The following is a 12,794-nucleotide window of genomic DNA, read 5'->3' as shown; positions in this document are numbered from 1 at the left end:
CCACGCCAGGGGCATGGCTTTTGTCGACGGCCAGCGCATGCCGACCATGAGCACAAGAGCCACCAAAATCGGCAATAATGCCACCATCGCCAATACAGGAATTGACATATCTCCCTCCTACAAAAACCGATAAAAAGGCCGCCGGGCCACGAATACCCCTATCCGTGGCCCGGCGGCATGCCTCTACCTACTTGCCTTCGCGGCCGTCATTGCAGGGCTCGTCCTTCTTGTTCGCCCCGGAATGCTCGGCTGTCGCGGTCAGCGTGCAGCCCCCGCCATCGGCGCCGGCGGTCGCGGGCTTGGCGTCAGCCTTGACCGCGGCCGGTTCCATCTTGGCGAGATACTGATACATCTCGAACCGCTCCAAATACTCCTGCTCGATCTGGGTCCGCAGCCGCTTGGAAGCCTCGGGCGCGATTTTTTCGAGCAGGGCGTATCTGTTTTCGTTGGCCATGAACTCCTGAATGCTTCCGTCCGGAGCCTTGGAATCAAGGGTGAACGGATTCTTGCCTTCATCGGCCAGCATCGGATTAAAACGATACAGCGGCCAGTATCCGGACTGGACGGCCAGCTTCGATTCGAGCTGGGTCTTGCCCATGCCCTTGCGGATGCCCTGATTGATGCACGGAGCATACGCAATGATCAGGGACGGTCCGGGATACGCCTCGGCCTCGCGGAAGGCCTTCAAGAGCTGCTGCTTGTCGTAGCCCATGGAAACCGTGGCCACGTAGACATAGCCGTAGCTCATGGCCATGCGTCCCAGATCCTTCTTGCCCGTTCTCTTTCCCGCGGCCGCGAATTTGGCGATGGAACCAAGCGGCGTCGCCTTGGAGGACTGACCGCCAGTGTTGGAGTACACTTCCGTGTCCATCACCAGAACGTTGATGTCTTCGCCAGAGGCCAGAACATGATCCAGCCCGCCATAGCCGATATCGTAAGCCCAGCCGTCACCGCCAAAAATCCAGAAGGAATTCTTGGTGAACAGCTCCTCGCGCTCGTAGATTTCATCGAGCAGCGCGCTGCGGTTGGTGAAGGCCAGAATATTGCGGATCGTGTCACCGAATTCCTTGGACTGCTCGGCGTTGCGGCGATTTTCCAGCCACCCCGTGAACGCCTCGGCCAAGTCCTCGGACAAATCGCCTTTCAGGGCCTGCGACACCAGGTCGACCAGTTTTTCCTGCCGTTGCTCGTAAGCCATCTGAATACCGAAACCAAATTCAGCGGCATCCTCGAACAGGGAGTTGCCCCAGGCCGGGCCATGCCCGTCGGCGTTAACCGTGTACGGAGTGGTCGGAGCGGAAGCGCCCCAGATGGAGGAACAGCCCGTGGCATTGGCGATGATCATGCGTTCGCCAAAAAGCTGGGTCAGCACCTTCACGTACGGAGTTTCGCCGCAGCCGGCGCAGGCGCCGGAGAATTCCAAGAGCGGCTTCTGCAGCTGGCTGCCCTTGACCGTGTCGCGACGCATGAGGTTGTCCTTGAAGGACACGGTGGTCGAAAACTCGTAATTGGGAATTTCCTGTTCGATCTGGGTTTCCAGGGGTTTCATGACCAGGGCCGGAGTTTTGGCCGGACAAATGTCGGCGCAGTTACCGCAACCCAGACAATCCTGGGTGTTGACCTGAATCCGGAACTTAAGGCCCTTGAGTTCCTTGCCCATGGCATCCAGGGTTTTGAAAGAAGCGGGAGCGCCTTCCAGTTCCTCGTCGGTGGCCAGCACGGGCAGAATGGCCGCGTGCGGACAAACAAAAGAACACTGATTGCACTGGATACAGTTTTCCGGAATCCACTCGGGAACGTTGATGGCCACGCCGCGCTTTTCATACTGGGCAGTGCCCACCGGAAAGAGGCCATCCGGCTCGAAGGCGGACACGGGCAGGTTGTCGCCCTTCTGCGCCAAAATGGGACGCATGACGTTCTTGACGAAATCAGGCTCGTCCTTTTCCACGACCTGTTCACAGACAGCCTCGGCCCAGGAAGCGGGATACTTGATTTCGATCAGATTCTCGATGGCCTGATCCACGGCGGCGATGTTCATGTTGACGATCTTGTCGCCCTTCTTGCCGTAGGCCTTCTTGATGGACTTCTTGAGCAGGGCCACGGCCTCCTCGAACGGCATGACGTCGGCCAGCTTGAAGAAAGCGGTCTGCATGACCATGTTGATGCGGTTGCCCAGACCCACTTGGCTCGCGATCTTGACGGCATCGATGTTGTAGAACTTGAGATTCTTTTTGGCGATGGCGCGGCGCATGGACGCGGGAAGTTCCTTTTCCATGCTCTCCACGGTCCAATTGGAGTTCAGGACAAAGGTTCCACCGTCCTTGATGCCTTCCAGAACGTCATAGGTGTGCACGTAGCTGGATTTATGACAGGCGATGTAATCGGCGGCGTTGACCAGATAGGTGGACTGGATGGGCTCCTTGCCGAAACGCAGGTGGGACACGGTGATGCCGCCGGACTTCTTGGAATCGTAGGCAAAGTATCCCTGGGCGTACATATCGGTGTTGTCGCCGATGATCTTGATGGCTTCCTTGTTGGCGCCGACAGTTCCGTCGGAACCCAGGCCCCAGAACTTACACTGCACGGTGCCGGCGGGCGTGGTGTCGGCAAAGGCGGGCACATCCAGGGACGTGTGGGTGATGTCGTCCTCGATGCCCACATTGAAATGATGCTTGGGCTGGGCGACCAACATATTATCGTAGACAGCCTTGACCATGGCCGGGGTGAATTCCTTGGAACCCAGGCCATAACGGCCGGCGACAATCTCGGGCATCTCGCCGCGTTCCATGTAGGCGGTACAGATATCCTTGTAGAGCGGGTCGCCCTTGGCGCCGGGTTCCTTGGTGCGGTCGAGCACGGTGATGACCGATGCCGTGGCCGGCAGAACCTGGAGCAAATATTCGGGCACGAACGGACGGTACAGACGAACCTTGACCAAACCAACCTTTTCGCCCTTGGCCACGAGGTGACGCACCACTTCCTCGATGGTCTCGCAACCGGAACCCATGGCCACGATGACGCGTTCCGCCTGGGGATGGCCGACATAATCAAAAGGCTTGTACGAGCGACCGGTGATGGAGGCGACTTTCTTCATCTGATCGACGACGATGGAAGGTACCTGATCGTAATAGGCGTTGGCGGCCTCGCGGCCCTGGTAGTAGATGTCGGGGTTCTGCGCCGTGCCGCGAATGGTCGGATTGGCCGGGCTCATGGCGCGGGAACGGAAATCCGCGATGGCCTCGTAATTGACGATTTTTTTGATATCTTCGTAGTCGATGACCTCGACCTTCTGGATCTCGTGGGAAGTCCGAAAGCCATCGAAGAAATGCAGGAACGGAACGCTGGACTCAATGGAGGCCAGATGCGCGACCAAGGCCATATCCATGCATTCCTGCACGGAACTGGAAGCCAGCATGGCGAATCCGGTCTGACGACAGGCCATGACGTCCTGATGATCGCCGAAAATGGACAACGCATGAGCGGCAATGGCCCGGGCGCTGACATGAAAGACGCCGGGCAGCAGTTCGCCGGAAATCTTGTACATGTTGGGAATCATGAGCAAGAGGCCCTGGGAGGCCGTGAAGGTCGACGTCAAGGCGCCACCAGCCAGGGAGCCATGCACGGCGCCCGCGGCGCCCGCCTCGGACTGGAGCTGGCGGACCAGCACCTTCTGATCGAAAATATTCAGACGGCCCTGGGCAGCCCACTCATCCGCGATCTCGCCCATGGTCGAGGAAGGGGTGATCGGATAAATGGCGGCCGTATCACTCATCGCGTAGGCAATGTGCGTGACCGCGGTGTTCCCATCCATGGTTTTCATATTTTTGGCCATGTAGTTATCTCCTAAAAGCCAGTTTGGTGTTTCAGGCGGTCGTCCGGTGGCGGAAAACGCCCGGACTGCGCCTCTTAAACAAGCAGTATGCCATCTCGAAAATCTACATAAAATTCAATAGAATAAAAAATAAATTTCGTGTCCGTTCCAAAAACTTCTCACCTCCCCGCCGTCTAGTCCGGAAAAAAAGACAACATCATTTCCACTGCGTCTGTAGCACGTTATTTTTCTCCTGGAAATGCACAACCGATAACCGGTTAACGTGCCCAAAAATCAGGTTAATGGCTAAAATCCTTCAAGAACGCATTGTGTCTGAATTTTCGGACGTCAGTCCGACAAATAATAAGACCAAACGACACCAAGCAATGCAGCTCGCCCTGGACAGTCAATTACCCCGCGAGCCAGCCAGGCGTTTTTCTCGAAAGTCTGAAAATTCGGACAAATTTTTTTCATGTTCGCAAATTTTGGTTGACTGAACAACCATTATTTTGAGAAGTTTCTTTCGAAGGCAACCAAGGGCTCCACGGCATGCCCATCTCCCTCCTGTCGTGCCCCGGCTGTCATAAGACGCGGAATCACCCCGTTCCGCGTCACGATTTTTTGGATTTGTCCGGCTTTCCTCCTCTCTGTTCGCGGCCTCCCAGTCATGCACCTGGCTGGGAGACGACCGCCGCCCCCCCTTTCCGGACCGCCATCGATTTTGGCAATCAGTTTGCATCGTCTAATGCGTGCGACGCATCCTTCGTTGAAACGAATCGATAATGACCTAAAAATGTAGAGGTTTACATGAAAGGAAAAACCATAACCAAAAATGGCGTGATCAAGGGATTGTCTCAAAATGAAACAATGCAGTTGTCACAATTACTCACCCCGATTCAGCGGCAGCGCATCAACGAGGGGGACAATGTCTTGGTGAAAACCGAATATATCGTGGATTCCTGGAAAGAATACTGGCTGGGCACGGAACAGGAAGAAGAATAACGCCTAGGGCTCAAGCCCGTGCTTTTTCAGGATCGCGTACAAATGCGATCTGGACAATCCAGAAATGGTCACCATTTTCTGAATGTCCTTGCCATGCGCCCATAGCAACCGCGCGAGGTATTCGCGCTCCATCCGTTGCTTGAACTCCTTGAGCGTTTCCCCCCTCTCCACGCCTCGATCCGCGTCCACCGCCGTATCAATGACCGAATTCAAGCCTTCGGGAATTTCCTTGTTCCTGGCCAGCATGGTCTTTGCGACCCGAATACGGACTGCTTGGGGTAGATGCTGGGCGTAAACCGTCTTTTCCCCGCCGGACAACACAAACGACTGTTCAATGGTATTGAACAGTTCGCGCACGTTTCCCGGCCAATCGTATTGCTTGAGCGCGGCCACGAAGCCCGGATCCATTTCCTTCTCCGGAAGGTTGCGTTGGTGGCAGAGCCGGTCGATGTGATATTTGGCCAATTCTCCAATATCGTCCTCCCGTTCCCGCAATAGAGGCAGGACGATATGGATCGTGTTTATGCGGTAGTACAGATCCTGACGAAATTGTCCGGCCTGAACCATGGCCGCCAAATCCCGATTCGTGGCGCAAATCAGCCGAAAGTCGCTTTCCAGCTCAAGATTCGAACCCACCGGACGAAATCGGCGTTCCTGAAGCACCCGCAAAAATGTCTTTTGCGCCGAAAGCGGTAATTCTCCAATTTCATCCAAAAACAGAGTGCCCCGATCGGCCAGCTTGATCAGTCCGACACGATCCTTGGCCGCGCCGGTGAAAGATCCCTTGGTGTGGCCAAACAAAATGCTTTCCAGCAGGGTTTCCGTCAGGGCCGCGCAGTCAACGACCACGAAGGCCCGTCCAGAACGGGGGCTGTTGCGGTGGATGGTCCGGGCCATGAGTTCCTTGCCCGTGCCCGTCTCTCCCGTGACCAGCACGGTGGTGTCCGATCCGCTGGCCTGGGCCACGCGCTCGTAGCACTGCCGCATGACCGCGCTGGCGCCGACAATCCCGCTCAAGTCCAGATTTTGACGTGGTGCCTGGGCCTGCTTTTCGGTCCGATGGGCCAAGACGCGATTCAGGGTTTCCTTGATCTGTTTGATGGGTGACGGCTTGACCAGATAATCCCAAACCCCGCCTTGAATGGCCAGCTCGGCGCCCTCGGGATCGCCCTGGCCGGTCAGAACGATCACGTCCGGCGGCGCCAGGCGTCCCCGAATCCGCCCCAGGGCGTCCAAGCCATTGCCGTCGGGCAGGCGGACATCCAAAAAGACAATATCGATGTGGTCCCGCTCCAACAATTCCAGGCCGTTGTGCAGGCTCAGGGCGGAAAAACATTCGTGCCCCAGACGCACGGCCATGCTTTCCAATGTTTCGCAAACCTGGCGGTCATCGTCGATGATCAGAATCCTGGCCATCACGCATCCTTGTCGAGGACATCCCGAATGGCGCGCCCGAGCATGTCCTTGTTATACGGTTTTCCAAGAAAAAACTTGATATTTCCAGCCTGTCCATAAAATTCAGCCGCCCGCTTACGCCCGGACACCAGAATCACCGGAATTTCCGGGCGGCAAAATCCAACGGCCTTGGCGACCTCGAAGCCGTTCATGCCCGGCATGTCGTAATCCGTGATCACCAGATCAACATCGAGCCCATCGGTGCACAAGGCCCGGACGGCTTCGGCCCCATTTCCAAATGGGTACACATGATACCCCAATTGGGACAAGACGCGGGGAACAATCTGAACCTGGTCCTCGTCGTCCTCCACGAACACCACGCGTTCCGTCCCCGTTACGACCATGGACGAGCACTCCCCGGGAAGCAGACACATATCCCGCAAGGTCGGAAGGATAATTTCGAACCGCGTGCAACCGGGCTGACTGAACAAATGGATATCCCCATCATGACTGCGCACAATGCCATGGACCACGGCCAAGCCCAGGCCCGTGCCCTCGCCCTTGCCCTTGGTGGTGAAAAACGGATCGAAAATTTTATCCTGGATGGACTCCGCGATACCCGGCCCGTTGTCCTCGATGGACAGCACCGAATACGCCCCGGGCTCCATGTTGCCCAGACGGGGATCGTCCCGGTCCAGGATCTGGGATTGCAGCTTCAGGGAAATGACGCCGCCCTGCTCGCCCATGGCCTGAAAGGCGTTGGTGACCAGGTTCATGACAATTTGGTGAATCTGGGTTGGATCGGCCAGACAAAACGGGAGATCCTGATCAATGGACGCCAGCACGGAGATATTGCGGGGTAGCGACACCCGGATCAAGGCCACGGCCTCGTCGACCACGTCGCGCAAATCCGTGGGCACGAAGCCCTCTTGCGTCGGGCGACTGAACGTCAGGATCTGCTTGATCAAGCCGCTGCCACGCGTGGCGGCCTTGAGGCAGCGGTCCAAATCTTTCCAGACGAGGCTGTCCTCGGGGATGTCCTCCATGGCGAGCTCCGTGGAATTCATGATCGAAGTCAGGATGTTGTTGAAATCGTGGGCGATGCCCCCAGCCAGGGTGCCGATGGCCTCCATTTTCTGGGACTGCAGCAGCTGCTTTTCCAGGCGCATGGTCTGGGTGATGTCCTCGGCCGTGCTCAGCACGCCGACCACCTCGCCATGCGGATCATGCAACGGAACCTTGTTGACCAGAAACCAGACTGTTTCACCAGCCGCGTTCCGGGCTTCCCAGCGCAACAGAAAACGCGCTTCGTTGGACTCGACCACTTCCCGATCCAGGCTTGCCATGCGCCGGGCCTCGTCCCTGTCCGGCGCGAAATCGTCGAACACCTTGCCGGTGATGGCGCTCAGGTCGGGCTGGCCGACATGGGCCAGAAAATTTCGGTTCGCCCCGATAACGCGCAAATCACGATCCTTCCAGTCGACCAGCTGCGGAATGGTGTCCAGGACGAGCTGCAACATGGATTCCGAGGCGGCCAAGGCCAGCTCCGCAGCCTTGCGATCGGTGACGTCCTCCACGAACCCCTCGTACAGACAAAAATCATCGTCACAGCCACGCACGGCGCGGGCGTTCAGGTTGGCCGTGATCACCGTCCCGCTCCTGGTCGTGAACAGCACTTCGAACTCAATGGTGCCCGTGCTTTGCGCGTACAGCTCCAGCACCCGCAGACGATCGCTTTGCTGATGGTACAGCGATGCAATGTTTGGGTTTTCGGTGATGAGCTCCCGTGGGCTGGAATATCCCAGCATGCGGGCCAAGGCTGGGTTGGCGTCAAGCCAGGTTCCATCCGGAGCGGTCCGAAAAATACCCAGCGCGGAATTTTCAAAAATGCTGCGGTACTTTTCCTCGGCCGCGCGCAAGTCATCCTCGGCTTTCTTGCGGTCGGAAATATCGTAGATAACCCCGACGATACCCGCGTTGACGCCTTGGGCATCGGTGTAAGTCGCCTTGTGTAAAACAACGGACCGGGTACTTCCGTCGCCATGGCGAACCTGGGCTTCAAAGGAATCCATGCGCTTGTCCAACAACGGCACAAAGCGCGATTCGGCCAACGAAAACAAAGCACCCGGCGCGGTTTCGGATGGCCAGCGTACCCCGAACCAGCTTTCGAAAGCGCGATTGATCCCGGTAAGTTGTCCATCCCGATCCGTGAAATAGATGGGAATGGGCAGCGTATCCATGAGGGTTCGCAAAAAAGACAACTGGTTTTTGATGCGGACTTCGATTTGCTTCCGCTCCCAGATATTGATGACCAGAAACATCAGCACCACGAAGAGCACGATCAGGCTGACAATGATCGTCCAAAATTGGTGCCGGTTGATGGAGTAAAACGGGGAGGGCTCGTTGATCAGAATGCTCTCCTCGGGCAGCAGATCGCGATTGATCCCCAGCTGGGTCAACACCTCGTAATCAAACATGGCCGGTTGTTCCGGAGTGGTGACCACGGGAATATCGGCGGGGCGGGCCCCGTCAAGAATCCGCAGTCCGGTTTCCGCCGCGGCCTGCCCATGGGCATACCCACTGATCATCTTGCCGCCGACAAGTCCCGAGCCCAACAAAAAATCCCAGGCGCCATAAAGGGGAACCTGCGTCTTTTCCCAAACGATCCGCAAGAGATCCTGGGCTGAATAGACCTCTTGGCCGACATCCTTGTAAAACGGAATAAAGAAAAAAATGCTGTCCGACGAGGCCGCCCGGACCTTGACGATCAACTCATCCAGCGTGAAATCATCCAAAAAATCGACCGGAAAATCGCGGGGCAAAAGATGAAGCTGTGCCCGAACCTGGTTGGCAATGGCCGCGCCGGTCAGACTTTTATCCCCAATGACCACGAGGCGCTTCTTCCCAGGATGAAAAAGCATGGCCATGCGGATGTTTTCCACGACATCGAAATTTTCCAAAATCCCGGTCATACGGTCGCGCATGGGGATATCCTTGGCCTCGACGTCGTTCACACCGCAAAAAACAATGGGTACATCGGGGAAAAGGGTAGCCCCATGCTCGATGACAAAATCAAAGGAATGATTGTCCGAGGCAATGATCAAATCGAACTTCGTATCCTTGAATTTGAACTTATAGTAATCGAACAAGGCATCATTAATTTCGTGCTCGTAGTAACGTTTGGAATCCAGGTATTCTATCTGGAGATAGATATTTCTTTTACTCCGCAGAAATGTATCCCTGGCGCCATCGAGAATGGTGTCCGACCATGCATAACCATTATGATATGAATTCAAAAAAAGAACATTCTTCTTTGGCTCATCTGTTGCGTAAGCCCAGTGAGCCAAAGAAAAGAAGAGCACAAGGACAAAAAATAAACGCTGGATGAATCCTTGTACCATTGCTTTCGTTATCGAGATCTGTTGATATTATGCAAGGCCGTGTACAGAGCTTGCGTCCCCATGTTTTCCAATCCTTGTGCCATTGCCGCGATGTAAAGCTGTTCGACAAGGGCCAGACCTGGCAATGCAATGTGCATGCGCTTGGCTTCGGCCAGGGCTATACCCATGTCCTTGACAAAATGCTTGACATAAAAACCCGGATTGAAGTCGTCGTGCGCGATACGGCGCCCCAAATTATTGATGGACCACGAACTTGCCGCGCCACTCCCGATGACATCAATCACCGCGTCCATGCCAAGCCCGGCCCGCTCGGCGTACAAAAGGGACTCCACGACCCCGACCATGGTTCCCGCGATCAGAATCTGGTTGCTCATCTTGGTATGTTGCCCAGCTCCGGGGCCGCCCATCAAACGAATATTCTGGCCCATGCATGCAAACAGCGGCAAGGCACGATCAAAAGCGGCGTGATCCCCACCGACCATGATCGCCAAGCTCGCGTTCCGGGCGCCGAGGTCTCCGCCCGACACAGGCGCGTCCAATGCGAAAATTCCCCGACCCTGTCCCACGCCATGGATTTCCATGGCCAGTGATGGTTCGGACGTGGTCATGTCCACGACCACGCTCCCAGGAGCGGCCTGATCCATTATCCCGCCCTCGCCCAGATAGACGGCGCGGACATCGGCCGGATAACCAACAATGGTGAACACGAATTCCGCGTCGCGCGCGACATCGCCTGGTCGGTCACACCAGACCGCCCCCTCGGCCAGGATTGCCTCGGCCGAGGACTTGGTTCGGGTATGTACCTTGACCGAGTGCCCGGAACGCAACAAATGGCCGCACATGGACCGACCCATTACGCCAATTCCAACCCATCCGATCGAACTCATAGTCCCTCCATGCGAATAATCATTACAAAATCAATGCCATTTTCATTTTCACGACCAGTAACCCGCGAAGATAAAAATGGCATGATCACAACAAATTCTGAAAAAATAAGGAAATCAGCCAAGTAAACACCTTGCCAAAAAGATTGATCATGTTTATAAAAAAAAATTATTCGATTTTTCACATTTTGCCGAAGCGAGGTTTCCATGATTTGCACAAAATGTGGTTGTGACCAAGTTACCGAAAGCATTATTTCTTACCAAATGGAATGTCGCAACCACTTGTTTTGCTTCGAAGACGTCCCAGCACCCAAATGTCCTGAATGCGGGCATGTCATCATTTCGGAAGAGGCCATGTCCGTCATGCTGGCCAAGATTTCCCAGCTCTCACAAAAGGCAACTATCTCATATCATAGATGTCGCTGGCCAAAAGCTCAAATCTTGGATGATCAGGCCCAACTGGCCGCCTCGACCCAAGCAGCCGCCAGCCTGGTCGAAACAATCAACAAAAGCGCGCGGCGGGCCTAACCTCCCCTTCCCGACTCGCTCCAGCCATGATGAAAAAAGGCATGGGCCCCCGAGGGAGCCCATGCCTTTTTTGTGCCATTACCAGCAATCGCCAAAACGAACCCCGAAACGCTCCGATCACCAAGAGTGGGAACGCTGCGCCTCGAGGGCCTGGGCCTGCTCGTCGTACGAAGCGAAACCGGCCTGATGCAAGGCGTCAAGCACGGTCGTTTCCCACTCCCAGTTGGCGTAAATGACCGGCTTATGGAAAATGGCGCGGAAACTCGCCAATTCCTGCCGATAAAACTCTTCCTTGGCGCTGCCAAGATTGGACTGCATCTGCTCATGAAGGCGGGCCAGTTCCCCTTCGTACCATTCCATCAAATCCGAAGCCGAGGTGTTCTTCTTCAGGATATGTTCATAGCGGTTTTCCGCCAGGAGCATGTGCAGCCGGTCCAGATGTTGTTCCTTGAGCCAGGCACCAAGACCGGACAACGTGATGTTCTCCGACTCGACTTCGGCCACGTCGAGCTTGGTCTGCTGATATGTGTCGGGCACGACCGAAGCGGAAACAATGCCGGCAATGCAGACCAAGCCACGGATAATCTTGGAATTGGACACACCCTGACCGCAAAAGCCGACTTTCTTGCCGAACTTCTGGCCCGTGAAAATGGTGGTCAGGATGGCCCAGACAACGGCCGGATCTTCCTCGTCGTAAATGTGCCGCAGTCGGGCATTGTCACGATCCGTGCCCAGAACCAGCTGTGTCATGTCATTGGAGCCAATGGAGAAGCCATCGAATTCACGCAGAAATTCCTTGGCCAGCACGGCGTTGCTGGGAATCTCGGACATCAGGATAAGCTTTAGGCCATTGTCCCCGGAATGAATATTGTGGACCTGTTCCAAATACCGTTTCTGGGACCTGGCTTCTTCCAGTGTCCGCACGAAGGGCAGCATGAGATGCAGGTTCACGCCGCCAAAAGCGCCACGGGCCAGCTTGAAGGCTTCCAGTTCCCAGTCATGGATGTTGCGGGACACACCACGATAACCAAGCATCGGGTTGTCCTCGACGCCCTCGAATAAAAGACCACCCAGCAAATTCCGATATTCGTTGGTCTTGTAGTCCGTGGTGCGGTACACAATGGTTTTGCTATGAAAAGCCATGGCGAACAGGGCCAAGCCCTGGGCCAAGCTCTGGATATACAGCTCCTTGCCGCTACGGTAGCCACGAGACTTGAGGATTTCCTCGATCTTCCGGGGCAGAGTCCGCACGGCTTCCATTTCCTGCTGCAAGCCGACTTTCTTGGCCACATCCTCGCGCAGCGCGGATATCTTGGCCAGGGTTTCGGTAATGACCGGCTGCTGGGCAATGCGCGCCACAGTGGCGGCGATGGAATCCTGAATTTCCAAACGACGGCGCTGAGACTGGGAATCGATACCCAAATTTTCCAACTCGTCGGCGTAGCCCATGATCACGGCCACGTGATCCTTGAGGCAATGCGAAGTCTTGAGAACCTCGAAACGCTGGGTGGCGAACTCGAGATGCTCGTCCAATTTTTTGTCGAGCTCGCGCAACTGACGATGAATGGCCAAGACCTCGTCGGTCCCCTTGGCCCCTTCGCGTTCGGTCAACTCCTCCATTTTGTGAGCCAGACCGGTGACGATGCCGACATAACTGCGCAACTTGATATCCAGGGAGACGGTTCCAGTGGCCATCTGTTCGGACACGATCTTGGTCAGATCGGCTTCCAGGGCCGAAAGCTTGGTGCTGACCACGTTCTCCAGGGTTCCCTG

At 55.9% G+C, this 12,794-nt stretch carries 7 protein-coding genes; 1 reads left to right on the top strand and 6 read right to left on the bottom strand.

The features are described from left to right. Window positions 1–187: 187 nt before the first annotated feature. Window positions 188–3,832 (bottom strand): pyruvate:ferredoxin (flavodoxin) oxidoreductase, encoded by a 3,645-nt coding sequence (gene nifJ, locus EOL86_07530; GenBank protein NCD25428.1) that lies wholly within the window; start codon window positions 3,830–3,832, stop codon window positions 188–190. Between the two features lie 786 nt (window positions 3,833–4,618). On the opposite strand from nifJ, the gene EOL86_07525 reads away from it, so the two are divergent. Further along, window positions 4,619–4,813, top strand: a complete 195-nt coding sequence (locus EOL86_07525; protein NCD25427.1) for a hypothetical protein — start codon at window positions 4,619–4,621, stop codon at window positions 4,811–4,813. A gap of 3 nt (window positions 4,814–4,816) precedes the next feature. On the opposite strand, the gene EOL86_07520 is transcribed toward EOL86_07525, so the two are convergent. The 5 genes from EOL86_07520 to EOL86_07500 form a co-directional block, all read right to left on the bottom strand. After that, on the bottom strand, window positions 4,817–6,229 hold the full coding sequence (locus EOL86_07520; protein ID NCD25426.1) for a sigma-54-dependent Fis family transcriptional regulator: 1,413 nt from the start codon (window positions 6,227–6,229) through the stop codon (window positions 4,817–4,819). Beyond that, entirely contained in the window at window positions 6,229–9,609 is a 3,381-nt protein-coding gene (locus tag EOL86_07515; protein NCD25425.1) for a PAS domain S-box protein, read from the bottom strand. The genes EOL86_07520 and EOL86_07515 overlap by 1 nt, the downstream gene beginning before the upstream one ends. A gap of 8 nt (window positions 9,610–9,617) precedes the next feature. Then, window positions 9,618–10,496 (bottom strand): NAD(P)-dependent oxidoreductase, encoded by an 879-nt coding sequence (locus tag EOL86_07510; protein NCD25424.1) that lies wholly within the window; start codon window positions 10,494–10,496, stop codon window positions 9,618–9,620. Further along, window positions 10,493–10,744 carry a hypothetical protein gene (locus tag EOL86_07505; protein NCD25423.1) on the bottom strand — a complete coding sequence of 84 codons (252 nt, stop codon included), beginning with the start codon at window positions 10,742–10,744 and terminating at the stop codon, window positions 10,493–10,495. Before EOL86_07505 ends, EOL86_07510 begins: the two co-directional genes overlap by 4 nt. 394 nt (window positions 10,745–11,138) lie before the next feature. Continuing rightward, window positions 11,139–12,794: phosphoenolpyruvate synthase (locus EOL86_07500; GenBank protein NCD25422.1), on the bottom strand; the 1,656-nt coding region annotated here is incomplete at its 5' end.

The sequence above is a fragment of the Deltaproteobacteria bacterium genome (genome assembly GCA_009930495.1).
Taxonomy (GTDB): Bacteria; Desulfobacterota; Desulfovibrionia; order Desulfovibrionales; family Desulfomicrobiaceae; genus Desulfomicrobium.
The sequence above is the reverse complement of the archived record's forward strand: the minus strand, read 5'-3'. Positions and strand labels throughout refer to the sequence as shown.

Coding starts and splice junctions, on each gene's coding strand:
- nifJ (NCD25428.1), bottom strand. CDS start 3,832: ATGGCCAAAAATATGAAAACCATGGATGGGAACACCGCGGTCACGCAC.
- EOL86_07510 (NCD25424.1), bottom strand. CDS start 10,496: ATGAGTTCGATCGGATGGGTTGGAATTGGCGTAATGGGTCGGTCCATG.
- EOL86_07515 (NCD25425.1), bottom strand. CDS start 9,609: ATGGTACAAGGATTCATCCAGCGTTTATTTTTTGTCCTTGTGCTCTTC.
- EOL86_07520 (NCD25426.1), bottom strand. CDS start 6,229: ATGGCCAGGATTCTGATCATCGACGATGACCGCCAGGTTTGCGAAACA.
- EOL86_07505 (NCD25423.1), bottom strand. CDS start 10,744: ATGCTTTCGGTAACTTGGTCACAACCACATTTTGTGCAAATCATGGAA.
- EOL86_07525 (NCD25427.1), top strand. CDS start 4,619: ATGAAAGGAAAAACCATAACCAAAAATGGCGTGATCAAGGGATTGTCT.